The organism is Streptomyces sp. NPDC005195 (assembly GCF_040608315.1).
In the GTDB taxonomy this organism is placed as follows: domain Bacteria; phylum Actinomycetota; class Actinomycetes; order Streptomycetales; family Streptomycetaceae; genus Streptomyces; species Streptomyces kaempferi.
The window spans coordinates 32,978-57,695 of the sequence record NZ_JBEXHZ010000011.1 but is presented as its reverse complement, the minus strand read 5'-3'; the positions used below and the strand labels follow the sequence as shown (position 1 = coordinate 57,695).

Below are 24,718 nucleotides of genomic sequence, written 5' to 3'. Positions count from 1 at the left end.
CGGCGACCGGCGGGACGGGCCGTGCCGGGCAGCACCTGGCACCGGTGACCGTCGTGCCCCCGGCGGGCCGGGACGGCCCGTTCCTCCTGGGCCGGCCGGTGAACGCACCCCGGCCGGCCCGTGAACCCCGGCGATCCGTGAACCCCGGCAGGTCCGAACGGCCCCCGCGCCGTGCCGGAAAACACCGGAGGATTCCGCGCGACACGCTCAGCGGACGCCGGCGAGACGGGCGAACACGACGACGTTGCCGTCGTAGCCGTGCTCCTCGGAGAAACCTCCTCCGCAGGTGATGACGCGCAATTCCGGGGTGCCCTTGCTGCCGTACACGCGGTCACCGGGAAAGGCGCTCTTCTGGAACACCTGGATGTCGTAGATCTCGAATGCCGCGGTCCTCCCGTCCTTGCGCAGGACCTCGACACGGTTTCCCTTCTTGAGGGCCCCGAGTCCGTAGAAGACGGCGGGGCCCCGCGCGTTGTCCACATGGCCCACGACGACGGAGGTGCCCTTCTCGCCGGGTGACACCGCGCCGGTGAACCACCCCGCGAGATTCGGGTCGTCGGGAGGCGGCGCGCCGACCCAGCCGTCCGTGTCGAGACCGACCGGCACGGCCGGTGCGTCGACCCGGATCGCCGGGATCCGTACCCGGTCCACGACGGAGTACGGCAAGGGGGCGGGCGCCTTCGCGAGGGCGCCCGAGGGGGTCCGGCCGTCAGCCGCCGCTGCCGCCGCCGCGGGCTGCGGGGGGCCCACGTCGAACTCACCGGAACCGTTGCGGATCAGTGCGAGCCCGGTCAGCAGAACAAGCGCCATCACGCCCCAGGGGACCCGCTTCCTCTGCCGTTCCTCCTCTTCGGGCCATGCGGACGAAGACATTCGCCATCCCCTCTCGACACGGCCGTCACCGCGTCCGTCGCGCATACGAGAAAGCTAAGTGGAGCATGCCTGGTGGCCTGCGGGGCATGGGCGGACGGACGGGGGAGCACCACGGCGGTGCGCCATCCGAGTTGCCGAGTGCAGGATATTTCTGGCAGTTCGTGACCTGCGGCAATATCTGATTATGTGTAAGTCATTCGGCGTGTTTTCTCACCGGGACGGAGCATTCTCGAAATGCGGCCCCCCGCACCACAACTGAGGGTCTGACTGGGAGGCGCTTTCTCGCCGATCGACCGGGGACGGGTCCCGGGGCGTCTTCCGCGGAGGATCACATGCGTACCATCCGTGCCCTGGCGGTCTCGGCCGCCGCCGTCGCCGCGCTGGGGTTCGCCGCCCCCACGGCCATGGCCTGGAGCGAACCGGGCCAAGGCGAACGGGGAGCCGGTGAAAGCCTGGACGACGGCGGACGAGCGTACGACGACGCGGACCCGGGCGACTACGGACGCTCCGGCGACAGCGGGCGCTGGGAGGACGAGAGCCCGGAGGACGGCTGGGGCCGGGGGAGCGGCGGGAGCCGGCGGGACGACGGTCCGAGGAACATCAGGGCCAGGCCCGGTGTCGTCGTCCAGGGCGGCCCGCTGACCGTGGCGGTCGACGGCGACTCGTGCCGGGGGTACGGCAGTACGGTCTCGTCGCGGGCCTTCCGCACCACCCGGCTGCGACGCGGGGGCGGCGGCACGGCCACCGCGCGGGTCCTCGTCGACCGGGGCGTGCGGCCGGGGTCCTACGACATCACGGCCCGCTGCGGCGACGACCGGACACTGACCCGGCCGGCCGCCTTCACCGTCGTCGGCGGTGTCCGCGGTGGTCTCGGCGGCGGCACCTCCACCGGCGCGACGCCCACCGACATCGCCATCGGCAGCGGACTGGTGGCGGCCGCCGTCCTGGGCGGCGCGGTCCTGTGGCTGCGGCGCGGGCCGGAGCGGCGGAGCTGACGGGGACGCGCGGAGTCGCGATCGCGGTGACGCGGACGGGGAGACCTCGCGGGCCGCGCGGGGGCCCCACGCGCGCGGCCGGGGGACGGACACGGCATGTCGCCCGTCCCCCGGCCGCACGGTCGCTATCGGGGTCTCCCGTACGGTCCCGTCACCCCGGAAGGTGGGGGAACAGCGTCAGGAACGGTTCCGCCGAGGCCGCGATGCCCCGGCTGTAGGGCGCGTCGAAGTCCCAGATCAGGAAGAGCAGGAAGGCGATCAGGGCCGAGAAGAGCCCGGCCAGGATCAGTTCCCGCCTGGTGCGCCGGATCTGCAGCGCGAAGACCATCCCGATCGTGACGACGGCGCCGGTGATCAGCCCGAACCACACCACGCCCGGCATGGTCGCCCCGGTCGACTCCGCGCGTGAGTTGCGCGCGGCGTCGGCCGCGGTCACCTGGTCGACGAGCGGCTGGTAGGCCTGGGCCTCGAAGTCCGTCTTCGGCTGGTAGTCGGTGACGTCCGCGCGGATGCGGTCGAAGAGCCGTCCGCCCTCGGCGGTCACACGACCGTGGTCCGCCATGGTCTTCCACTCGGTGGTGACGACATGCCCGACGTACGCGTTCAGGTCGCCGCGGATGCGGTCCCGTACGTCCGCCGGGTAGACCCGGACCCGCTCCGAGATCTCGTGCAGGGCCTGGGCCTCGGTCTGCACATGATCCTGGGCGGCGCTGCGGGCCTCCCAGACGCCGGCGATGGCCAGCCCCAGGACGATGGCATAGACCACGCCGATCATCATGGTCATGTACTCGATCACGTCCGGGGTCTCGGACGGATCCTCGTCCTCGGGGGCCCGCCGATTGCGCAGCAGTGCCACGACGAGGACCACGAGGCACGCGGCCGCCATCGCAAGGACGAGAACAAGCCAATCCGACAAAGTTGCCTCCAAGGGTCAGCGCGGACGCAGCGCCGCGACGGCGAGCACCGCGGGCACGGTGACGAGCAGGGTGAGCGAGACCAGGGACGGTCCGCGGCGGACCGCGTGCTTGTGCGCCGGTGCGCGGTACACCGGGTAGCTCACCGGGGTGGGCGACGGCTGAGGACGGGCCTTGTGCGTCGGCTTGGGTGTGGGTGTGGGTGTCGGAGCGGGCGGCGGTGGTGGTGGAGGCGTGGGCCTCGGCGGCGGTGCCACGGCGACAGGCCGCGGGGCGGGCGGAGGCGGGGGTGGTGGCGTCGGCTTGGGTTTGGGCGGCGGCGGCGGTGGTGGTGGTGGTGGTGGTGGCGGAGGAGGCGGAGGTGGTGGAGGTGGTGGCGGCTCAGGGGTGGGTGTCGGCGTGGGAGTGGGCGGTGCCGGGCTGACGGTGCAGAGACCGTCGCCGGCGACCGCCACCGCGTCCGTGCCGTCCGGGCCGACGGAGGCGTACGCGCAGGCGTCCGCGACCGCGGACGAGACCGGCGCACCGCCGAGGATCCAGGTCAGCGTCAGCAGCGCCAGTACCCGTATGACGAGGGCGGACGGAGTCCGCTGTGGTGCATGCACGACCGAGATCATGAGGCGTGCCGTCCCCCCGCACGCCCGAGTGGCGGGGTATTGCCCCGAACGGAGGACTTGTGGGCCGGGGCGGTTTGACGGTCGTGCGGGAGACGGCGGCCGGCCGGGCGCAGATGTGCGAGAAAGAGAGAACGGATGCGCGTCGGACACCCGTCCGAGGCTCCGGTGGCGGACGGGTGTCACAGCGTTCCGAAAGTTTTTTGTGGGCCGGTTGAACACAACGGCCACCCCCGCCCGTACCTAGGGCCATGCGCGGCGCTGCAGGGCGCTGCAACCCTTATGCGAACAGTGGGAGTTACCCAATGAAGACCTCCTGGCGGAGCGCCTCGCTCGTAGCGACAGCTGCGGCCGTGCTGGCGCTCACGACGGCGTGTGGTCAGGATTCGGGCACCCAGTCGACGGGCAGCCAGAACGTGGGCGCCGCCGCGGCTGCCAACGGATACGGACAGGTCAGCAGCACCGCGACCCCGAACGGCTACGGCGCCGACCAGCAGGGTGCGGCGGCCCAGGCCGAGTCCGCCGGGCAGCTCGCCGTCGCCGAGAGCACGACGCTCGGCAAGGTGCTGACCGACAGCGCCGGATTCACCCTGTACCGCTTCGAGAAGGACACCGCCGAGCCGCCGAAGTCGAACTGTGACGGCGACTGCGCGAAGGCATGGCCCGCCGTTCCCGCGGACGGTGCCACGGCCGCCACCGGAGTGGACAAGGCCCTGCTCGGCGAGGTCACCCGCACGGACGGCACCAAGCAGCTGACCATCGCCGGCTGGCCGATGTACCGCTACGCCAAGGACACGAAGGCCGGCGACACCAACGGCCAGGGTGTCGGCGGTATTTGGTACGCCTCCGCCCCCAACGGCAAGAAGGCCACCCTGGCCGCCCTGCCGGGTCTGTCGACCCGCAAGGACCCCAAGCTCGGCGAGATCGTCGTCGACAAGAACGGCATGACGGTCTACCGCTTCATGAAGGACCAGGCCTGGCCCGTCTCCAAGTCCGCCTGTGTCGGCGCGTGCCTGGAGAAGTGGCCCGTCGTCGCGCCGGTCAAGGCCGACGACACCAAGGGCGTCCAGAAGAAGGGCCTGATGGGCTTCACCCGCCCGGACGGCGCCAAGCAGATGACCGTCAACTGCTGGCCGATCTACACCTTCTCCGGTGACACGAAGGCCGGGGACACCAACGGTCAGGGCGTGGGCGGCACGTGGTACGCCGTCGCCCCCGACGGAAAGCCGGTCGGCGCGGCGAAGTAGAGGATCAGCTCCCCAGGGTTGGTCGTCTCGTCCGCGGAGCACCGAACGCGGATGGGAGAGTGGATCAGAACTGGCAAGAGTGCCGGACGAACAGAACAACGCGCGCGACCCCGGTCCGCCCCCTCCGCACCGCACGGAGGGGGCGGACCGTTCGGCGTGTGCGCCCACCCCGCCCCGCCCCCGCCCCGGCCGCGGCTCCGGGAGCGGAGCCGGAGCCGGAGAATTTTCCACACCGGGAATACCCGCCACCCCGGACGGCATGGCGACGCTTCGTGACTCCCGAGAACTTTTTGGAACACTTCGCATCGATTTCGCGGTGACACGCGACGGCGTGTCCGAAGGTCCCGCGCGGCAGCCGATTCGGCACATGCCGGAGGCAGTGCCGGTGAACGGACGGTCAATTTCCGTTTTGACTCGCCGGTTTGGCGGGCGATCAGTAGCCTCAGCTCGAACACCGGATCGCCTACGCCGTCGACTACGCCTTGGAGAGATAGATGGAGCGTCCCGCCTGGGCCCCACGCAGCATTGACATCTCGGTGCCGAGCGTGTCCCGTATCTATGACTACTACCTCGGCGGTTCGCACAACTTCGAGGTCGACCGGGAAGCCGCTCGCAAGGCGATGGAGTTCCTGCCCGGACTCCCCAAGATCATGCAGGCGAACAGGGCGTTCATGCGCCGCGCCGTGCGCTTCGCGGCGGACGAGGGCATCTCGCAGTTCCTCGACATCGGCTCCGGCATCCCGACCTTCGGCAACGTCCACGAGGTCGCGCGGGCGGCCCGTCCCGGAGCCCATGTCGTGTACGTCGACCACGACCCGGTCGCCGTCGCGCACAGCCAGGCCGTCCTGCGGGACGTCGAGGACACGGACGTGGTCGCCGCCGATCTGCTCAAGCCCCAGGAGATCCTGGCGAGCGCCGAGGTACAGCGGCTGATCGACCTGAACCGGCCGGTCGCCCTGCTGCTCGTTGCCATGCTTCACTTCGTGGAGGACGCGGACGACCCGTACGCTGCGGTGGCCGAACTGCGCGACGCGCTCGCGCCCGGCAGCCTGCTCGTCGTCACGCACGCCTCCTACGAGGGAATCCCGCTCCCGTCCGAGCGGGCCGAGGGTGCGGTCGACGTGTACAAGGACATTCGCAACCCGCTGATCATGCGTTCGCGCGACGAGATCGCGCGGTTCTTCGAGGGGTACGACATGGTGGAACCCGGACTGGTGCCGATGCCGATGTGGCGGCCCGACACCGCGCCCGAGGACGAGGATCCCTATTCCTTCTCCGGGTTCGCGGGCGTGGGGCGCACGGCGTGACCGCGGAGCCGGACGGGCCGGAGGACAGACTCCGCCGGTTCGCGACGATCTGGAGCCGGGCGGTCTTCCCGGTCACCTCGACCTCGCTGACCCGCCCCGAGTTCGAGCGGCAACTCGTACCGCTGGCACGGCGGTTGAGCGAGGCCCTGCGGGCAAGGACCTTCCAGGCGGCCGAGGGGCAGGCGGTCGGCGCCGCGATCGTCTCGGCGCACTGCACCGATCCGGAGGCGCTGAGCCGCACTCTCGACTGTGTGGACGCCTACTTGGTGCTCTACTGCGGCGAGGACGGCCCGCAGGAGGCGCTGCGTACCCGCTCGGCACGCCTGCAGCACGCCATGGCCGCCGGATTCGCGCAGGCGCTGCGGGAGCGGACGCTCAGCGAGCAGGAGGCCATCTACCAGGCCGCGTTGAACGCGCGCAGCACGGTGGCCGAGGCACTGCACGCCAGTGAGGCCCGCTTCCGCGCGGTCTTCGAGGGCGCGGCCATAGGAATCGCCATCGCCGACCTCGAAGGCAACATCCTCCAGGCCAACGGAGCCCTTCTGCGGATGTTCGGCGGCTCCGAGCAGACGATGCGCGGGCGCCGGGTCCCCGAGTGGACACACCCCGACGACGCGCCCCAAGTCTGGAAGCTCTACGAGGAGTTGGTCAACGGCGAGCGCGAGCATTACCACGTCGAAAAGGCCTTCTACCGGCCCGACGGTACGGCCCTGTGGACCAACCTGACGGTGTCCCTGCAGCGCGACGCGGACGGCGAACCGCAGTACCAGCTCGCCCTCATGGAGGACACCACCGAGCGCCGGCTGCTCAACCTGCGGCTGCGCTACGAGGCCACGCACGACGCGCTCACCGGACTGCCCAACCGGACCCTGTTCTTCGAGCGCCTGGAGAAGGCGCTGTCCGCGGGCGACGACCAGCGGTTCGGCCTGTGCTACCTCGACCTCGACGGCTTCAAGACCATCAACGACAGCCTGGGTCACGCGGCCGGGGACCGGCTGCTCGTGGAGGTCGCCGACCGGCTGCAGTCCTGCGCGACCGCGCCGGGCGAGATGGTCGCCCGGCTCGGCGGCGACGAGTTCGTGGCCCTCACCACCGGCCCCGACACCGAGCGCGAGGTCGACGAACTCGCCGGGCGCATCATGAACGCCCTGGTCACCCCGATCAGCATCGACGGCCGCGAGTTGGCCGTGCGCGGGAGCATCGGCATCGTCGAGGGACCCGCGGGCGAGCGCGGCCCGGCGGAGGTGCTGCGCAGTGCCGACATCACGATGTACCGCGCCAAGTCCGCGGGCGGCAACCGCTTCGAGCTCGCCGACCCCGAGGCCGACGCCCGCGCCATCACCCGGCACGGGCTCACCACGGCGCTCCCGGCGGCCCTCGACCGGGGCGAGTTCTTCATCGAGTACCAGCCGCTGGTGCACCTCGGGGACGGCAGCGTGCACGGCGCGGAGGCGCTGGTGCGCTGGCTGCATCCACAGCACGGCGTGCTCGGACCCGACCAGTTCATCCCGCTCGCCGAGCACACCGGGCTGATCGTGCCGCTCGGCCGGTGGGTTCTGGAACAGTCGGTCCGGCAGGCCCGCCAGTGGCAGGAACGGCATGCCGGGCCCGCTCCGTTGCGGATCAACGTCAACCTGTCGCCGTGCCAGCTGACCCATCCGGGTCTGGTCCAGGACACCGTGGACATCCTGGAGCGCGAGGGGCTCGACGCCGGCGCACTGTGCCTGGAGGTCACCGAGTCCGCGCTGATCGGCGCCGACGACGACCTCCTCAAGCCGTTGCGCAGGCTCGCCGAGATGGGCGTGGACATCGCCCTCGACGACTTCGGCACCGGCTACTCGAACCTCGCCAACCTGCGCCGGCTGCCCGTGAGCATCCTCAAGCTGGACCGTTCGTTCACCCAGGGCATGCAGCAGTTCCCGGCGGACCCGGTCGACCTCAAGATCGTCGAGGGCATAGTCTCGCTCGCCCACAGCCTCGACCTCGCGGTCACGGTCGAGGGCGTCGAGACGGGCGCTCAGGCCGAACAGCTGCGGATACTGGGCTGTGACACCGCCCAGGGCTGGTACTACGCCCGGCCGGGCCCGCCGGAGCGCCTGCACGAACTGGCCCTGGTCGACGCCGCCGGCTGAGGCCGCGCACGCTCGGTGGCCTCCTGGACAGGACGGCCACCGAGCGGTCGGGGTCAGGAGCGGGAGGTAGGGGGCATGGCGGTCCGGCCAGTGGGCGCCGACGACCACCGGCAGCGGCCACCAGGACCGGCGGACGGCGTACGGCGACGCCCGGGGCGTGTGGCGAACGTCGGGTCCGCCCGGAGACCGCGCCCGGCTCCGCCTCGCGCCGCGCCCGGTCGGAGCGCACCTCTGCCACGTGTTCGCCGGGCTCGGCATCCCCTCCCGGGCCTCGCCGCGGGATGCGCCCGCGGCGAACTCCGCCGAGGCTGGACGAGTCGGCCGGGACGCTCGTACCCGGGCTCCACAGCCGCCCGCGGAGAGCCGCCGGAGGCCACCGGGCCTCGAGCGGTACCCCGACCGCGGCCCATCCCCGGTGGTCGGCCACGGCCGGGGCACGATGGCCGGTCACGCCCGCCCCGCGGTGGCCGGCCGGAGCATCCCGGGCCGCGACACCGCGCGCACCTGACCGCACCGAGCCCGCCCCGAAGCCACCTCCACGCGGGAACCCACACCTCCACCCGACGCCCTTCGAACCAGGGGCCACAGCACAGGAGTTGAGAAGAATGAGCACGGAACTTCAGGGCCGGACCGCCATCGTCACCGGTGCCAGCAAGGGCATCGGACTGGCCATCGCCCAGGCGCTGGCCGGAGCGGGCGCGACGGTCGTCGCCGGGTCCCGCACCACGACGGAGGCGCTGGACACGCTGGTGAAGGAGGGACCTGTCACCTGGGTCCCGGTCGACCTGGCCGAGCCGGGCGCCGCCGAACACCTGGTCGCGGCGGCCGGCGGACGTGTCGACATCCTCGTCAACAACGTGGGCGCCGCCCCCGCCCGCACCGGCGGCTTCCTCTCCGTGACCGACGAGGACTGGCGGCGCACCGTCGACCTGAACCTGCTGACCGCCGTACGGGTGACCCGGGCCGCCCTGCCGGTGATGCTGGCCGCCGGCCAGGGATCCGTCGTGACGGTCGCGTCGGTGAACGCCACCCTGCCCGATCCCCTGGTGATCGACTACAGCGCCGGCAAGGCCGCGCTGGTGGCCTTCTCCAAGGCGCTGTCGAAGGAGGTCGGCCCGCGGGGCATCCGGGTCAACACCGTCAGCCCGGGTCCGGTGGAGACCGAGCTGTGGCTCGGCGGCGGGGGAGTGGCCGAGACCGTCTCGGCCGCCGCCGGAATCACTCGCGACGACGTGATCGCGCAGGCGTCGGGCGCCACCGTCACCGGCCGCTTCTCCCAGCCGTCCGAGGTCGCCGAACTGGTCCTCTTCCTCGCCGGCGACCGCGCCCGCAACATCACCGGCAGTGATCTGGTGATCGACGGCGGCTTCATCCCCACGCGGTGAGCTTCATCCCCAGGGGGTGAGCTTCCCGCCCACGCGGTGACCGGACGGGTTCAGCGCTCCAGCAGCATCCGCTGCAGCTCCCGGGCGGCCCGCGGCGGCGCCACGTCGCTGCGGTGCGCGAGCGCGATCGTCCGGTGCAGTCCGGGCGGGGCCAGCGGGGTGACCCGCAGGCCCCGCCCGGACCGCGTCGCGACCATGCGCGGGACGACGGCCAGGCCGAGACCCGAGCGGACGAAACCCAGTACGGCGTCCATCTCGCCGCCCTCCACCGCGAAGTCCGGCTCGAACCCCTCGGCGCGGCAGGCGGACACGGTCAGTTCCCGCAGGTCGTAGCCGTGCCGGAACATGACCATGCGTGCGCCCTCCAGGTCGGGGATCCGGACCGTACGGCCCCGGCCGGGCGCGGGCGACTCCGGCGAGGACACCACCACCAGATCCTCGCGCAGCAGTTCCACCGTGGTCAGCGCGGGAGACGGAGTCGGCAGCGGGAGCACGACCAGGGCGAGGTCGAGGGCGCCGCGGGCCAGCTCCCGGACGAGGTCGTGGGAGCCGCCCTCCTCGAGCAGCAGCCGGATGCCCGGATAGCGGTCGTGGAAGGCGCGCAGCACATCGGGCAGCAGACCGGTGCACACGCTCGGGGTGGCGCCGAGACGGATCCGGCCGCTGCGCAGCTGGGCCAGCTCCTGCACCTCGTGCCGGGCCGTGTCGGCGTCGGCGAGGATGCGCCGCGCCAGCGGCAGCAGTGCCTCGCCCGCGTCGGTCAGCGTGATGTTGCCGCGTGCCCGCAGGAAGAGATCCGCCCCCAACTCCCTTTCCAGCGACCTGATCTGCTGGGAAAGGGACGGCTGGGCGACATGCACCAGCTCGGCGGCCCGGGTGAAGTGCCGGGTCTCGGCGACCGCCACGAAGTACTGGAGCTGCTGGAACTGCACCCCACCACGATAGGCCACACCTATCGAAACGAGCCACACCATGTCTTGGACCGATCGGCTCCGCGCGACCTAGCGTGCTGGGTTATGGCTCTGGCAACGCGGACGGACCGACGACCGTCCATGACCCGCACCGTGTGGGACAGCTCTCTCGGGAAGAAGACCGTGATGGCGGTGAGCGGCTTGATCATGCTGCTCTACCTGGTCGTCCACATGCTCGGCAACCTGAAGATCTTCTTCGGGTCGGGCGACTTCAACCACTACGCGCACTGGCTGCGCACCATCGGCGAGCCCCTCCTGCACTACGAGTGGGCCCTGTGGATCATCCGCGTGGTCCTGGTCGTCGCCGTCGTGGCGCACGCCACCGCCGCCTACCAGCTGAGCCGCCGCGACATCCGGGCGCGCCCCAGCCGGTACGTGCACAGCAAGCCGCGGTCGAGCTACGCCACCCGCACCATGCGCTGGGGCGGGATCATCCTCGGCCTGTTCATCGTCTGGCACCTCCTCGACCTGACGACCGGCACCGTGCACTCCGGCGGCTTCCAGTCCGGACACCCCTACCAGAACGTCGTCGACACCTTCTCGACCTGGTACGGCGACGTGATCTACATCGTCGCCATGCTCGCGCTCGGCCTGCACATCCGGCACGGCTTCTGGAGCGCGGCACAGACCCTGGGCGCCGGCAGCCGCACCCGCGACCGCGCCCTCAAGACCGTCGCCAACGTCCTCGCGCTGGTGCTGACCGCGGGCTTCATCGCCGTACCCGTGGCCGTGATGACCGGAGTGGTGAGCTGAACATGACCGCATCGTCCGCATACGCCGACTACACGACCGGTGCGCCGGTCGCCGACGGCAAGGCTCCCCAGGGGCCGGTCAACGAGCGCTGGGACACCCGCCGTTTCGAGGCCAGGCTGGTCAACCCCGCCAACCGCCGCAAGCACCGGGTGATCGTCGTCGGCACCGGCCTCGCGGGCGGTGCCGCCGGCGCCACACTCGCCGAACAGGGCTACCACGTCGTCCAGTTCTGCTACCAGGACTCACCCCGCCGGGCCCACTCGATCGCCGCCCAGGGCGGCATCAACGCGGCCAAGAACTACCGCAACGACGGCGACTCCGTCCACCGCCTGTTCTACGACACCGTCAAGGGCGGGGACTTCAGGGCCCGGGAGTCCAACGTCCACCGGCTCGCCCAGATCTCCGTCGAGATCATCGACCAGTGCGTCGCCCAGGGCGTGCCCTTCGCCCGTGAATACGGCGGCCTCCTCGACACCCGCTCCTTCGGCGGCGTCCAGGTCTCCCGGACCTTCTACGCCCGCGGCCAGACCGGCCAGCAACTGCTGCTCGGCGCCTACCAGGCACTGTCCCGGCAGATCGCCGCGGGCACCGTCGAGATGCACCCGCGCACCGAGATGCTCGACCTGGTCGTGGTCGACGGCCGCGCGCGCGGAATCGTGGCCCGCGACCTGGTCACCGGCCGCGTCGAGACGTACTACGCCGACGCGGTGGTCCTGGCCAGCGGCGGCTACGGCAACGTCTTCTACCTCTCGACGAACGCCATGAACTCCAACGCCACCGCGATCTGGCGGGCCCACCGGCGCGGCGCCCACTTCGCCAACCCCTGCTTCACCCAGATCCACCCCACCTGCATCCCGCGCACCGGCGACCACCAGTCCAAGCTGACGCTGATGAGCGAGTCGCTGCGCAACGACGGCCGCATCTGGGTCCCGAAGGCGAGCGGCGACACCCGCCCGCCGAACGAGATCCCCGAGGACGAGCGCGACTACTACCTGGAGCGCATCTACCCCTCCTTCGGCAACCTGGTCCCCCGCGACATCGCCTCCCGCGCCGCGAAGAACGTCTGCGACGAGGGCAGGGGAGTGGGCCCCGGCGGCCAGGGCGTCTACCTGGACTTCGCCGACGCCATCGGGCGCCTGGGCAAGGCGAAGGTCGAGGAGAAGTACGGCAACCTCTTCGACATGTACGCCCGGATCACCGCCGAGGACCCGTACACCGTCCCCATGCGGATCTACCCGGCCGTGCACTACACGATGGGCGGACTCTGGGTCGACTACGACCTCCAGACCACCGTTCCGGGCCTGTTCGCGATCGGCGAGGCCAACTTCTCCGACCACGGAGCCAACCGCCTCGGCGCCTCGGCGCTGATGCAGGGCCTCGCCGACGGCTACTTCGTCCTGCCGTCCACGATCAACGACTACCTCGCCCGCAACCCCCACCACGAGGACGTCACCGACGAACACCCCGCCGTGCAGGAGGTCCTGGCGGAGACCGAGGACCGGCTGCGGCTGCTCCTCGCCGTCGACGGCGACCGCACCCCCGACTCCTTCCACCGCGAACTCGGCGAACTCATGTGGGAGTTCTGCGGCATGGCCCGCACGGAGACGGGACTGCGCAAGGCCCTGGAGCGCATCCCGCAGATCCGCGAGGAGTTCTGGCGGCGCATCAAGGTCCCGGGCACGGGCGAGGAGTTCAACCAGTCGCTGGAGAAGGCCAATCGCGTCGTCGACTACCTGGAGCTCGCCGAGCTCATGTGCCTCGACGCACTGCACCGCGCGGAGTCCTGCGGCGGCCACTTCCGCGAGGAGTCCCAGACCCCGGACGGCGAGGCGGAGCGCCGCGACGAGGAGTTCTCGTACGCGGCCGCCTGGGAGTTCACCGACACCGGTGCCGCACCCGTCCTGCACAAGGAAGACCTCGTCTTCGAGTACGTCCACCCCACCCAGCGGAGCTACGCATGAAGCTCACCCTGCGCGTCTGGCGCCAGCAGAACGCCGACGCCGACGGAGCGATGTCCACCTACGAGGTGGACGACATCTCGGCCGACATGTCCTTCCTGGAGATGCTCGACACCCTCAACGAGGAACTCATCCTCAAGGGCGAGGACCCCGTCGCCTTCGACCACGACTGCCGCGAGGGCATCTGCGGCGCGTGCTCGCTCGTCATCAACGGTGACGCGCACGGCCCCGAGCGCACGACGTCCTGCCAGCTCCACATGCGCTCCTTCCGGGACGGCGACACGATCGACGTCGAGCCCTGGCGCGCCGCGGCCTTCCCCGTCGTGAAGGACCTCGTGGTCGACCGGTCGGCCTTCGACCGGATCATCCAGGCCGGCGGCTACATCACCGCCCCGACCGGCGCCGCGCCCGAGGCCCACGCCACACCCGTACCGAAACCGGACGCCGACTTCGCCTTCGAGCACGCCGAGTGCATCGGCTGCGGGGCGTGTGTGGCGGCCTGCCCGAACGGCGCGGCGATGCTGTTCACGTCCGCGAAGATCAACCACCTGAACGTCCTGCCGCAGGGCGCGCCCGAACGCGAGACACGGGTGCTCGACATGGTGGCGCAGATGGACGAGGAGGGCTTCGGCGGGTGCACCCTCGCCGGGGAGTGCGCCACCGCCTGCCCCAAGGGCATCCCGCTGGTCTCCATCACCAGCATGAACAAGGAGTGGCTGCGCGCCACCCGCAAGGCCGGACGGCGCTGACACCGAGGCCACTTGTTCACAGAGCGTTCGCCGGAACGGTGCGGACGGGCGGGGCCGGGAGTGGTGCTCATCCCCGGCCCCGTCTCGCATCCGGGGGCAGCCCCTGGCATTCAACATCCCCACATCCCGGCTCCGGGCACAGGTCACGCGCACGCCAACCGGTATCGGAAGAACAGGAGCGCGCGGACCGCACCGAAACGGCCCGCCGCCGCACCGCCGAACCGGCCCGTGACCAGGAGAGTGCCATGACCGGCGTTTCCACCCTCGACAGCCCCCCGCAGCCGCTGGCCCCCACCCGCTACACCGTCTCCCTCGCTCGCTCCGAGGAGGACGTCCGGGCCGCCCAGCGGCTGCGCCACGACGTCTTCGCGGGCGAGATGGGCGCCCTGCTGACCACTCCGCAGCCGGGTCTCGACATCGACTCCTTCGACGCCTACTGCGACCACCTGCTCGTCCGCGACACGCAGACGGACCAGGTCGTCGGCACCTACCGGCTGCTCCCGCCGGACCGGGCCGCGGTCGCCGGCCGCCTCTACTCGGAGAGCGAGTTCGACCTCGGCCCGCTCGACGCGATCCGCCCCGGACTCGTCGAGGTCGGCCGCTCCTGTGTGCACCCCGACCACCGCGACGGCGCGGTCATCGGCCTCATCTGGGCCGGCATCGCCCGGTACATGGTCGACGGCGGCCACGAGTGGCTCGCGGGCTGCTGCTCGATCCCGCTCGCCGACGGCGGCGCGCTCGCGGCGGGCACCTGGGACCGGGTGCGGGCCAAGTACCTCGCACCCGAGGAGTACCGGGTACGGCCGCGGCTGCCCTGGTCCGCCGAGGGCGTCGCCCGCCCGTCCCGCACCGAGCTGCCCCCGCTGCTGCGGGGCTATCTCCGGCTCGGCGCCTGGGTCTGCGCCGAACCCGCGCACGACCCGGACTTCGGGGTCGCCGACCTGTACGTGCTGCTGTCGATGCGGCGGGTCGACCCGCGCTATCTGCGGCACTTCCTCTCGCTCGTACCGGCCTGATGACACTCACCGACGCCGGGGTACGGAGCGTCTGGCTGCCCAGCGCGCCCTGCACCCCGGGGACCTGCGTGGAACGCACGGGATCCGTCGCGGCCGTTCCGCGGGCCGTGCTGCGGCTCACCGCGGTGCTCGCCCTGCTCGTAGTCGGCGTCGCGTTCTGCCCGGTCGGCGGACGGATCCCGTCCCGGGTGGTGCGGATCTGGGCCCGCGGCGTCGCCAGGGCGGCGGGCGTCCGGGTCCGGATCACCGGCGCCGCCGCTCCCAGCGGCGGTCTGCTGATGGTCGCCAACCACATCTCGTGGCTGGACATCCCCCTGCTCGCCGCCGTCCGTCCGGCCAGGATGCTCGCCAAGTCCGAGATACGGCAGTGGCCGGTCGCGGGCCCCCTGGCCGCGCGCGGCGGTGTCCTGTTCATCGAACGCGACCGGCTGCGCGCCCTGCCGGGCACGGTCGCGCACATCGCCGGGCTGCTGCGCGAGGGTGCCGCCGTCGTGGCCTTCCCCGAGGGCAGCACCTGGTGCGGCAGGGCACAGGGGCACTTCCGGCGGGCCGTCTTCCAGGCCGCGCTGGACGCCGGGGTGCCGGTCCAGCCGGTGCGTCTGCACTACCGGTTCGCCCGGGGGGCGGCGAGTACCGCGCCCGCCTTCGTCGGGGACGACTCCCTGCTCGCCTCGCTGTGGCGGGTGGTCTCGGCGCGCGGGCTCGTCGCCGACGTCGAGGTGCGGCCCGCGCTCACGCCGGGCAGTCATGCCGACCGACGTGACCTGGCCCGCGCGGCGCAGGGAGGCCCGTATCCCCGGGAGGACCTCGCACCGACGCCCCTCCACCTCTGACGAACCGTCACGGACCAGGGCGTACGTTCCGACAGGCACCCGGGAGCGTACGGCCTCGCCGGACGGCCGCCGCCCCCGCGCCGGGCGCGACGTGCTGACAAGGTCCGCACGGGTGGCACGACGGCCGTCGGGAACGGCTCTCGCACCGTCGTGGGTGGCTTCGTGCCGGCGGGCCGACGCGGGCTCGCGGAGGCCGCGGTGCGACGGGCCGCGGGCATCGGCGGCCAGGACGAGGTGAGGCGAGGATCCGGCTGCGCGTGGGCGGCACCCGCGCGCAACGGTCGTCGGGCGACCCCGATGACCCCCTCCTCGCGCCGGCGGTCCGCATCCCCGACGACGTCGGGGTGACCACCGGTCCGGTACGGCCCACCGTCGGACCGGGTGCGGTGCGGGACCGCACCCTGTCCCACGCGGTCAGGGCTCTCCGCATGAGGCCTCGGCCGACGGCGGCGAACCCTCGCGCCGGGCGCTCCGGGGTGTTCAGGGGATGTGTACGGTCACGGACTTCCCGGGTTCGAGGGCGATCTGCCGGCGGAACCCGCCGGCGCGCAGTTCGGTGCGTGTACCGCCGACGCTGCGGACCGTGGCCGTGGTCGCCTTGCCGTTCCGCCAGGAGAAGTCCACCTCGAAGCCGCCCCGGGCACCGATTCCGGTGACGGAGCCCTTCTTCGACCAGGCCCGCGGCAACGCCGGCAGCAGTTCGACGACTCCAGGGCGTGAGTAGAGGACCATCTCCAAGGCCGCGGTGGGGCCGCCGAGGTTCGCGTCGATCTGGAAGATCGTGTAGCTGCCCTGGCTGTACATGTCGAACCAGTTGGCCGAGGTGCCGTTGCCGTTGTTCATCGACGGCCGCAGGACGGTGAGGTAGAGCTGGTACGCCTTTTCCGCGTCCTTCAGCCGTGACCAGCACAGCGACCGCCAGGCGCAGGCCCAGCCGAAGCTGTCCGTGCCTCGCGCGGTGAGCAGCTTGCGTACGCCGTCGATGAGTTCGGGAGGGCTGGTGTCGGCGGCGATCCGGTCGCCGGGGTAGAACCCGATGAGGGGTGACAGATGGCGGTGTGTGGTCTCGCCGAGGTTGTCCGGGCTCATCCACTCCTCGAGCCAGCCGCTCTTCGGGCTGATCCGGGGGAGGTAGAGCTTGTCCCGCATCCCGTCGAGTTCCGAGGCGAGCTGCCCGTCGCGGTCCAGGACGCGGGCCGCGGTCGTGAACTCGCCGAACAGCTCCCACGCCAGTTCCTGCGCGTACGTGTTGCCCTTGCCGTCCGGTCCGTGCTCCGGCGACCAGGCGGTGTCGTCGATGAGGACCTCGCGCGAGGAACCGTCCTGGTCGGTGACCGTGGTCGTGAGGAGCCGTGCCTTCCAGAACTCCGCGGCTCCCTTGAGCACGGGGTAGATGGTCTCCAGATACGCGCGGTCCTGGGTGTACTCGTAGTGGCGCCACAGTGAGTTGCAGAGCCAGGCGTTGCCGGAGGGATGCCAGGCCCAGCCGCTGCCGCCGTGGATGTTGGTCGAGAAGGCGATGGCCCAGCCCGCGATCTTCCCGGTGCTGTTGCGGAATCGGTTGTCGGGGTTGTTGTAGAGCCGGTGGGTGACGTCCGTCCAGACGGGCAGTTGGGACCGGCAGTACCGGGCGAGGGCCTGGGCGTTCTCGCCCAGCCCGGCCGGGTCGGCCAGCCAGTAGTTCATCTGGATGTTGATGTCCGTGTGGTAATCGGCGTACCAGTCCGGGTTGTTGTTGTGGATCCACAGACCCTGGAGGTTCATGGGCAGCCAGTCCCTGGAACCGGTGATGGTCAGGTAGCGGCCGTACTGGACGTAGGCCGCCTCCAGTTCCGGGTCCGGGGTGGAGGCGTCGGTGTGTCTGACGGCGATGCGTGACCAGGAGTCCAACGACCGTTGCACCACGGAGGATGTGCCCAGGTCGAGGGAGAAGCGGTCGTAGAGGCGCCGGTAGTCGGCCACGTGCGTGGCGAGCAGGGTGGTGCCGGGGACCTTCGCCGCGGCGGAGACCTTGCCGCGGGCCACGGCGAGCGGGTCGGTGGTCGGCTCGCGGAAGTCCTTGCCGGCGTCGGCCGAGTAGTCGGTGCCCGCGCACACGACGATCAGCACCTCATGGCACCCGGAGAAGGACAGCTTGTCGCCGTCCGCGCGGATGGTGCCCGTGGTGCTGACCGCGCTCACCGAGGCCGCGTACCGCAGGCCGTTCTCCAAGGTTCCGGCGAACGAGAGTCGGTGGTCGTCGTGCGAGGTGGACTCGCCGTGGGTGCCTTCGAGCGAGACGGTGCCGGTGTGGCTCCCGCCTCCGGTGAGTCTGATGACGACGACATCGTCCGGATGACTGGCGTAGGTCTCCCGGCGGAAGGGGACGCCCTGGTGTCGGTAGGTCGCGGACACGACACCGTTGCTCAGGTCGAGGCTGCGTCTGTAGTCGCTGATCGTTCGGGCCGTGTGGTCCGGCAGCGTGACGCGGAGCTTGGCCAGCAGGCCGAAACTGCCGAAGTCGTCTGGTCCATATGGGAGTTGGCCGTCATCGGTCGGAGTGTCGTTGCGTCCGCCGGTCCAGAACGAGCCGTCGGTGAGGTAGAGGAAGTCGTCCGCCGGGTCACAGCCGACCAGGGCGCCCAGCCGGCCGTTGCCCAGGGGCAGGGCCTCCTGGATGACGCGTGACTCGGCGGCGGGCGTGCGATACCAGAGGGTAGTGGCCTCGGCTTCCGGAACGAGGGTCACGTGGGCCGGGCGCTCGGGAGCGGCGTGCGCGGCGAACGGCGGCAGTCCGCCGAAGACCGCGAGACCGCCACCGGCGGCCCCGGTGAGGCGAAGGAAGTCACGACGAGAGGAAGAAGGCACGGCTCAGGGTCCCTTCAGCGGGAGGCGCGCAAGATTAATTCATAAAATATGAGCCACGTCATTGCCGCGTCAACGGGTGCGTATGCCATTGCTCCCATCTATCGACGAGGAACATGGGTTCAGCGGGGGATGTTTCCTCGCCAAACGCAACCATTCATCCGATGAAAGCGGCACGGGTGGTTGCCTCTGTCGTGGTGGAGGCAGGGCGGTGGGATGCCTGGTGGGCGTCGGAGCGTGAGTGAGTCGCACGAGGACCCCCGCCGGGCAGCGGTGGCGGTGAAGTGCCTCGCGGCCGACGGCTGAGGGTCAGGCCGAAGCCCTACCGGCCCTGCCGGGGGCGACCCGGGTGGTGTCCCTCGCGCCCGGACGGGACGGCAAGCGCGCGGGCGAGATAGGGAGCCGTCGTGCTCCCCGCCGCCCTCGCGACCTCGTCGGGCGGTCCCACCGCCACGATCCGGCCGCCGGCCTCCCCGCCGCCCGGCCCCAGGTCGATCACCCAGTCCGCGCCCGCGACCACCGCCATGGTGTGCTCGACGACCACGACGGTGTGCCCCGCGTCGACCAGTCCGTGCAACTGGCGCATCAGCACCTCGACATCGGCCGGATGGAGCCCGGCCGTCGGTTCGTCGAGGAGGTAGAGCGTGTGCCCCCGGCGGACCCGCTGCAACTCGCCGGCCAGCTTGATGCGCTGGGCCTCGCCGCCGGACAGCTCCGTGGCGGGCTGGCCGAGCCGCAGATAGCCGAGACCCACGTCGAGGAGCGTGGTGAGGCTGCGGACCACGGCCGGGGTGTCGTCGAAGAACTCCGCCGCGGTCTCCACCGTCATGTCCAGCACCTGCGCGATGTTCCGTCCGCGGTGGGTCACTTCGAGCGTCTCGGGGTTGTAGCGCGCCCCGCCGCAGTCCGGGCACGGCGCGTACGTGCTCGGCAGGAAGAGCAGTTCGACACTGACGAACCCCTCGCCCTGACAGGTCTCACAGCGACCGCCGGTGACGTTGAAGGAGAAGCGGCCGACCCCGTAGTTCCGCTCGCGCGCCGCCCCGGTCCCGGCGAACACCTTGCGTACGACGTCGAAGAGTCCCGTGTACGTGGCCAGATTGGAGCGCGGGGTGCGCCCGATGGGCCGTTGGTCGACCGAGACGAGCCGGCCGACCCCCTCCAGCTCCTCCGTCACCTCGCCGATGAGCGTGGACTTGCCGGAACCGGACACGCCCGTGACGGCGGTGAACACGCCGAGCGGGATCTCGGCGGTCACCCCCCGCAGGTTGTGCCGGTGCACCGGCCCCACCTTCAACTCGCCCTGTGGAGAGCGAACTTCACGTCTCGGCGTGGGGGAGCGGCCGAACAGGAAGCGGGCCGTGGCCGACCCCTCGACGCCGACGAGCTCCGCCACCGGGCCGCTGTGCAGCACCCGGCCGCCGTGCTCGCCGGCCCGCGGACCGACGTCGACGAGCCAGTCCGCGGCGCGCACGACATCGAGATGGTGCTCCACCACGAACACCGAGTTGCCCGCCGACTTCAGCCGCTCCAGGACCGTGAGCAGGGCCTCCGTGTCGGCCGGGTGCAGACCGGCGGACGGCTCGTCGAGGACGTAGACGACACCGAACAGTCCGGACCGCAACTGCGTGGCCAGCCGCAGCCGTTGCAGCTCTCCCGCGGAGAGGGTGGGGGTGGCGCGGTCGAGGCTGAGATATCCGAGGCCGAGTTCGGCGACGGGGGCGATACGCGCCCGAAGGTCGTCCGTGAGCACCCTGGCCGTCTCCCCCTCGGGGCGCAGAGTCCCCGCCAGCTCGGTCAGCGGCAGCGCGGCCAGCTCGGCGATCGTCCGCCCGGCCAAGGTCACCGCGAGCGCCTCGGGGCGCAGCCGGCCGCCACCGCACACCGGACACGGGGCGCTGCTGAGGAACCGCTCGGCCCTGGCCCGCAGCGTCGCGCTCTTCGAGTCCGAGAAGGTCTTCATGACATAGCGGCGGGCGCTCATGTACGTGCCCTGATAGGGGCGTTGGATGCGCTCCGCGTCCCGCACGGGGTGCACGGTGACGACCGGCTGCTCGTCCGTGAACAGGATCCACTCCCGCTCCTCGGGGGGCAGTTCACGCCAGGGACGGTCCACGTCGTGACCCAGTGCGTCGAGCACGTCGCGCAGGTTCTTGCCCTGCCAGGCACCGGGCCACGCGGCGATCGCGCCCTCGCGGATCGACAGCGAGGGGTCAGGCACCAGCGACTCCTCGCTCGTACCGTGGACCCGGCCGAGCCCATGGCACTCCGGGCAGGCTCCGGCCGCCGTGTTCGGCGAGAAGGAGTCCGAGTCGAGGCGTTCGGCGCCGGCCGGATAGTCCCCGGCGCGGGAGAACAGCATGCGCAGGGAGTTGGAGAGGTGGGTGACCGTGCCGACGGACGAGCGTGAGGTGGGTGCCGAACGGCGCTGCTGGAGCGAGACCGCGGGCGGCAGCCCGGTGATGTCCCCGACCTTCGGCGCCCCGACCTGGTGGATCAGCCGCCGCGCGTACGGCGCGACCGACTCGAAGTAGCGCCGCTGGGCCTCCGCGTAGATCGTCCCGAACGCCAGCGAGGACTTGCCCGAGCCCGAGACGCCGGTGAAGACGGCGAGGACGTCCCGCGGAATGTCGACGTCCACACCGCGCAGATTGTGCTCACGGGCGTCGCGCACACGGACGTACGGATCGTGGGGGCCGTGCGGATCGGACATCGAGGGGACTCCTGAAGCGGTCTGCGACCTGGGGCGAACGGGGAGCGGTGAAGGGGGAGCGGTGAACGGACGGGGGTGAATGGACAGGGGTGAAACGGACAGGACCGGACGGGCAGGGGGCAAACCACACCATTCTAGGCCGGGGTGAGTCCCGCGACCCGGGCGAGCCCGCGGAAGGAGTCCAGCAGGGCCTTCCGGTCGTAGGTGCTCGTCGTGACGAGCACCTCCTGCGCACCCGTCTCCCTGATCACCGCCGCCAGCTCCCCGGCCACCTGTTCCTCGGTTCCCGCGAGCTGACCGGTGAGCCCGGACTCGTAGAGGTCCCGCTCCTTGCCGGTCATCACCAGGCTCTCGACGCGCTCGGCGGGCGGCAGTGGCGGGAAGGTGCCGTGCGTGCGCGCGTACGCCATCGACCAGGCCTCCGGGAGCAGCAGCCGGTGCGCGTCCCGCGGCGTCGCCGCGACCGCGACCGTGCCGGAGACGACGACGTACGGCTCGCGCGCCCAGTCGGAGGGACGGAACGCCGCGCGGTAGCGATCGATCCCGCGCCGCATCCTGTCCCGGTTCCTGAGGTCGCCGATGACCAGCGGGAGGCCCGCCCGTGCCGCGATGTCCGCGCCCTCGCCCAGGGCGAGCACGAAGGGCGGCACCGTCAGGCCCTCCGTGGGACGCGCGTGCACCCCGGTCGGGGACGTGCCGCGGAACCAGCCCAGCAGCTCGTCGAGCTGGGCCGCGAAATCGGCGGACTCGGCGGCGTCCTTGTCCCGTCCCAGTGCTCTGCGCACCCCGGCCGTGAATCCGACGGAGCGACCGACACCCATGTCGATCCGGCCGGGGAAGAGAGCCTCCAGGACACCGAACTGCTCGGCCACGACCAGGGGTTGGTGATTCGGCAGCATCACTCCGCCGGTGCCGACCCGGATGGTCCGGGTGGCGGCGGCGACCGCGGCGGCCAGCACCGTCGGGGCGGACCCGGCGACACCGGGCACGCCGTGATGCTCCGAGACCCAGAACCGGTGGTAGCCGAGGCGCTCGAGCTCCTGGGCCAGGCGCACGGTGTCGCGCAGCGCCTCGGCGGCGTCGTGCCCCTCGCGGGTGCGGGAGCGGTCGAGGACGGAGAAGCGCACGCCCGCCCCGGCCGGACCCTCCGCCTCGGCGGCACCGCGCCGCTCCAGGCCGTGCGCCACCGCCTCGGAGGGGACTGGCCCCGCCCCGGTCCTGGTCTCGCTCTTCTCGGTCGTCACCGTGCTCACTCTCCCCTGCGGATTCCATGATCCGCCCGCTCTCCGGGACGGGCAAGGCAAGGGTGATCTCCGCGAGGCGCCCGGGGTCGTGAATCATCGCGGCCTCTGGTCCAACACCGGGGCCGCCGCGGTGTTTCCGGGGCCTTACCGACGGTAACAACACGGGTGTCGCAGCAACACCAGCGGCGTCTCCCGCACCTCACGTACCTCCTACGGAAGGCAGCCCATGGAGAATTCAGTGTCCCCCACCGCGCTCAGCAGACGCCGGGCCCTGACGGCGGCAGGCGGTGTCCTGGCCGGTGCCGCCCTCGCGGCGCACACGGCACCCGCCTTCGCGGCCGGGTCGTCGGACGCGGACGCGATCGTCGTCGGCGGCGGGCTCGCCGGTCTGGTCGCGACGGCCGAACTGGCCGCCGCGGGGCGCAAGGTACTGCTGCTGGACCAGGAACCCGAGACCAATCTGGGCGGACAGGCCTTCTGGTCCTTCGGCGGTCTCTTCCTCGTCGACTCCGACGAACAGCGTCTGATGGGCGTCAAGGACTCCCGGGAGCTGGCTTGGCAGGACTGGCTGGGAGCGGCCGGTTTCGACCGCGGCGTCGGGGACCCGGCCGGCCAGGACCACTGGGCCCGCAAGTGGGCCGAGGCGTACGTGGACTTCGCCGCGGGGGAGAAGAGGTCCTGGCTCTACGGGCTGGGCGTGCGGTGGTTCCCGATCGTGGGCTGGGCCGAGCGCGGCGGCGGGCTCGCGGACGGGCACGGGAACTCGGTACCCCGCTTCCATGTCACCTGGGGAACCGGCCCGGCCGTGGTCGAGCCGTTCGAGAAGCGGGTACGGGCGGCGGTCGCGGACGGGAAGGTGACCTTCAGGTTCCGGCACCGCGTCGACGAGATCGTGCGCACCGGCGGCGCCGTGACGGGCGTCCGGGGCGCGGTCCTCGAACCGAGCACGGCGGCGCGCGGCAAGGCCAGTTCGCGCACGGTGGTCGGGGAATTCGAACTCCGCGCGCCGGTCGTGATCGTCACCTCGGGAGGCATCGGCGCCAACCACGACCTCGTGCGGCAGAACTGGCCGGCCCGGCTCGGCACTCCGCCCAAGTTCATGGTCACCGGCGTGCCGGCCCATGTGGACGGCCGGATGCTCGGGATCACCGAGGCGGCGGGCGGGCGCATCGTCAATCCCGACCGGATGTGGCACTACACGGAGGGTCTCAGGAACTACGACCCGATCTGGGCCAACCACGGCATCCGCATCCTGCCGGGACCGTCGTCGATGTGGTTCGACGCCACCGGCAAGCGGTTCTCCGCTCCCGACCTCCCCGGCTACGACACCCTCCACACACTCAAGTCGATCACCGGCACGGGCTACGACTACTCCTGGTTCGTGACGACGCAGAAGATCATCGCCAAGGAGTTCGCGCTCTCCGGCTCGGAGCAGAACCCGGACCTCACCAACAAGGACGTCTGGATGCTGCTCTCGCGCATCTGGCAGACCCCCGAACCGATCGAGAAGTTCAAGAAGAACGGGGTCGACTTCGTCGTCGCCTCCACGCTCTCCGAACTGGTCACCGGCATGAACAAGCTGACCGGCGACGGACTGATCGATCTCGCGGACCTCAAGCGGCAGATCGACGCGCGGGACCGGGAGATCGACAACCCCTACACCAAGGACGTCCAGGTCATGGGGATCCGCAACGCGCTCGCCTACACCGGGGACTCGCTCAGCCGCACCGCGCCGATCCACAAGATCCTGGACGCCGGCGCCGGACCGCTGATCGCCGTACGGCTCAACATCCTCACCCGCAAGACCCTGGGTGGTCTGCAGACGGACCTCTCCGGCCGCGTCCTGGACGCCACCGGCACCGCGATTCCCGGTCTGTACGCGGCCGGTGAGGTCGCGGGGTTCGGCGGCGGGGGAGTGCACGGATACCGCTCGCTGGAGGGCACGTTCCTCGGTGGCTGCCTGTTCTCCGGGCGACAGGCGGGACGGGCGGCGGCAGCCGCGATCTGACCCCGGCGTACGGACCGCCGACGCCGACCCGCCGCCGGTCCGTACGCCGGCCTGCGGCGGATCTGCGGCCGGTCCGTACGCCGGTCAGTCCGGTGGTCTGCACGCCGGTCCGTATGCCGGTCCTTACCCGGTCCGGTCCGTTCCGGCGTGTTCGGGCGTGTT

General features: G+C 71.4%; 18 protein-coding genes. 11 read left to right on the top strand and 7 right to left on the bottom strand.

Annotated features, from left to right (window positions below):
- Positions 1 to 207: 207 nt before the first annotated feature.
- A complete protein-coding gene (locus tag ABZV34_RS15035) occupies positions 208 to 873 on the bottom strand; it encodes a class F sortase (RefSeq protein WP_356275388.1) in 666 nt (221 codons plus the stop codon).
- 332 nt (positions 874 to 1,205) lie between these two features.
- On the opposite strand from ABZV34_RS15035, the gene ABZV34_RS15030 reads away from it, so the two are divergent.
- Entirely contained in the window at positions 1,206 to 1,868 is a 663-nt protein-coding gene (locus tag ABZV34_RS15030) for a hypothetical protein (protein WP_356275386.1), read from the top strand.
- A gap of 151 nt (positions 1,869 to 2,019) precedes the next feature.
- Here ABZV34_RS15030 and ABZV34_RS15025 read toward each other — a convergent pair whose 3' ends face one another.
- Complete coding sequence (locus ABZV34_RS15025) at positions 2,020 to 2,784, bottom strand: hypothetical protein (protein WP_356275383.1); 765 nt, start codon at positions 2,782 to 2,784, stop codon at positions 2,020 to 2,022.
- A 15-nt stretch (positions 2,785 to 2,799) separates the two neighbouring features.
- Positions 2,800 to 3,387 (bottom strand): hypothetical protein, encoded by a 588-nt coding sequence (locus ABZV34_RS15020; protein ID WP_356275380.1) that lies wholly within the window; start codon positions 3,385 to 3,387, stop codon positions 2,800 to 2,802.
- Between the two features lie 314 nt (positions 3,388 to 3,701).
- Here ABZV34_RS15020 and ABZV34_RS15015 point away from each other — a divergent pair, with 314 nt between their 5' ends.
- From ABZV34_RS15015 to ABZV34_RS15000, 4 genes are all read left to right on the top strand, one after another.
- Entirely contained in the window at positions 3,702 to 4,643 is a 942-nt protein-coding gene (locus tag ABZV34_RS15015; protein ID WP_356275377.1) for an SCO0930 family lipoprotein, read from the top strand.
- Between the two features lie 494 nt (positions 4,644 to 5,137).
- The gene (locus tag ABZV34_RS15010; protein ID WP_356275374.1) at positions 5,138 to 5,950 is read left to right on the top strand and encodes an SAM-dependent methyltransferase; all 813 of its coding nucleotides are present in this window, start codon (positions 5,138 to 5,140) and stop codon (positions 5,948 to 5,950) included.
- Positions 5,947 to 8,082, top strand: coding sequence for an EAL domain-containing protein (locus ABZV34_RS15005; protein ID WP_356275371.1), 2,136 nt, complete (start codon positions 5,947 to 5,949; stop codon positions 8,080 to 8,082). Before ABZV34_RS15010 ends, ABZV34_RS15005 begins: the two co-directional genes overlap by 4 nt.
- A 605-nt stretch (positions 8,083 to 8,687) precedes the next feature.
- On the top strand, positions 8,688 to 9,467 hold the full coding sequence (locus ABZV34_RS15000; protein WP_356275368.1) for an oxidoreductase: 780 nt from the start codon (positions 8,688 to 8,690) through the stop codon (positions 9,465 to 9,467).
- Positions 9,468 to 9,517: 50 nt separating this feature from the next.
- On the opposite strand, the gene ABZV34_RS14995 is transcribed toward ABZV34_RS15000, so the two are convergent.
- A complete protein-coding gene (locus tag ABZV34_RS14995) occupies positions 9,518 to 10,399 on the bottom strand; it encodes a LysR substrate-binding domain-containing protein (RefSeq protein WP_356275365.1) in 882 nt (293 codons plus the stop codon).
- A gap of 120 nt (positions 10,400 to 10,519) precedes the next feature.
- On the opposite strand from ABZV34_RS14995, the gene ABZV34_RS14990 reads away from it, so the two are divergent.
- From ABZV34_RS14990 to ABZV34_RS14970, 5 genes are all read left to right on the top strand, one after another.
- Positions 10,520 to 11,191: a succinate dehydrogenase gene (locus tag ABZV34_RS14990; protein WP_356275362.1), complete on the top strand. Its 672-nt coding sequence runs from the start codon at positions 10,520 to 10,522 to the stop codon at positions 11,189 to 11,191.
- 2 nt (positions 11,192 to 11,193) lie between these two features.
- Positions 11,194 to 13,152 carry a fumarate reductase/succinate dehydrogenase flavoprotein subunit gene (locus ABZV34_RS14985; RefSeq protein ID WP_356275359.1) on the top strand — a complete coding sequence of 653 codons (1,959 nt, stop codon included), beginning with the start codon at positions 11,194 to 11,196 and terminating at the stop codon, positions 13,150 to 13,152.
- Positions 13,149 to 13,898, top strand: coding sequence for a succinate dehydrogenase/fumarate reductase iron-sulfur subunit (locus tag ABZV34_RS14980; protein ID WP_356275356.1), 750 nt, complete (start codon positions 13,149 to 13,151; stop codon positions 13,896 to 13,898). The genes ABZV34_RS14985 and ABZV34_RS14980 overlap by 4 nt, the downstream gene beginning before the upstream one ends.
- Before the next feature lie 245 nt (positions 13,899 to 14,143).
- Positions 14,144 to 14,914 (top strand): GNAT family N-acyltransferase, encoded by a 771-nt coding sequence (locus ABZV34_RS14975; RefSeq protein ID WP_329292070.1) that lies wholly within the window; start codon positions 14,144 to 14,146, stop codon positions 14,912 to 14,914.
- Entirely contained in the window at positions 14,914 to 15,747 is an 834-nt protein-coding gene (locus ABZV34_RS14970) for a lysophospholipid acyltransferase family protein (protein WP_356275353.1), read from the top strand. Before ABZV34_RS14975 ends, ABZV34_RS14970 begins: the two co-directional genes overlap by 1 nt.
- Before the next feature lie 480 nt (positions 15,748 to 16,227).
- Here the strand turns inward: ABZV34_RS14970 and ABZV34_RS14965 are convergent, their stop codons facing one another.
- The 3 genes from ABZV34_RS14965 to ABZV34_RS14955 form a co-directional block, all read right to left on the bottom strand.
- Positions 16,228 to 18,594 (bottom strand): glycoside hydrolase N-terminal domain-containing protein, encoded by a 2,367-nt coding sequence (locus ABZV34_RS14965; protein WP_356275350.1) that lies wholly within the window; start codon positions 18,592 to 18,594, stop codon positions 16,228 to 16,230.
- Between the two features lie 319 nt (positions 18,595 to 18,913).
- Complete coding sequence (locus ABZV34_RS14960; protein WP_356275348.1) at positions 18,914 to 21,304, bottom strand: excinuclease ABC subunit UvrA; 2,391 nt, start codon at positions 21,302 to 21,304, stop codon at positions 18,914 to 18,916.
- Between the two features lie 134 nt (positions 21,305 to 21,438).
- Positions 21,439 to 22,479 carry an LLM class flavin-dependent oxidoreductase gene (locus ABZV34_RS14955; RefSeq protein WP_356275680.1) on the bottom strand — a complete coding sequence of 347 codons (1,041 nt, stop codon included), beginning with the start codon at positions 22,477 to 22,479 and terminating at the stop codon, positions 21,439 to 21,441.
- A 295-nt stretch (positions 22,480 to 22,774) separates the two neighbouring features.
- Here ABZV34_RS14955 and ABZV34_RS14950 point away from each other — a divergent pair, with 295 nt between their 5' ends.
- On the top strand, positions 22,775 to 24,556 hold the full coding sequence (locus ABZV34_RS14950) for an FAD-binding dehydrogenase (RefSeq protein ID WP_356275345.1): 1,782 nt from the start codon (positions 22,775 to 22,777) through the stop codon (positions 24,554 to 24,556).
- Positions 24,557 to 24,718 lie beyond the last annotated feature (162 nt).

Coding starts and splice junctions, on each gene's coding strand:
- ABZV34_RS14980 (WP_356275356.1), top strand. CDS start 13,149: ATGAAGCTCACCCTGCGCGTCTGGCGCCAGCAGAACGCCGACGCCGAC.
- ABZV34_RS15015 (WP_356275377.1), top strand. CDS start 3,702: ATGAAGACCTCCTGGCGGAGCGCCTCGCTCGTAGCGACAGCTGCGGCC.
- ABZV34_RS14990 (WP_356275362.1), top strand. CDS start 10,520: ATGACCCGCACCGTGTGGGACAGCTCTCTCGGGAAGAAGACCGTGATG.
- ABZV34_RS15010 (WP_356275374.1), top strand. CDS start 5,138: ATGGAGCGTCCCGCCTGGGCCCCACGCAGCATTGACATCTCGGTGCCG.
- ABZV34_RS14950 (WP_356275345.1), top strand. CDS start 22,775: ATGGAGAATTCAGTGTCCCCCACCGCGCTCAGCAGACGCCGGGCCCTG.
- ABZV34_RS14970 (WP_356275353.1), top strand. CDS start 14,914: ATGACACTCACCGACGCCGGGGTACGGAGCGTCTGGCTGCCCAGCGCG.
- ABZV34_RS14960 (WP_356275348.1), bottom strand. CDS start 21,304: ATGTCCGATCCGCACGGCCCCCACGATCCGTACGTCCGTGTGCGCGAC.
- ABZV34_RS15030 (WP_356275386.1), top strand. CDS start 1,206: ATGCGTACCATCCGTGCCCTGGCGGTCTCGGCCGCCGCCGTCGCCGCG.
- ABZV34_RS15000 (WP_356275368.1), top strand. CDS start 8,688: ATGAGCACGGAACTTCAGGGCCGGACCGCCATCGTCACCGGTGCCAGC.
- ABZV34_RS15035 (WP_356275388.1), bottom strand. CDS start 873: ATGTCTTCGTCCGCATGGCCCGAAGAGGAGGAACGGCAGAGGAAGCGG.
- ABZV34_RS14975 (WP_329292070.1), top strand. CDS start 14,144: ATGACCGGCGTTTCCACCCTCGACAGCCCCCCGCAGCCGCTGGCCCCC.
- ABZV34_RS14985 (WP_356275359.1), top strand. CDS start 11,194: ATGACCGCATCGTCCGCATACGCCGACTACACGACCGGTGCGCCGGTC.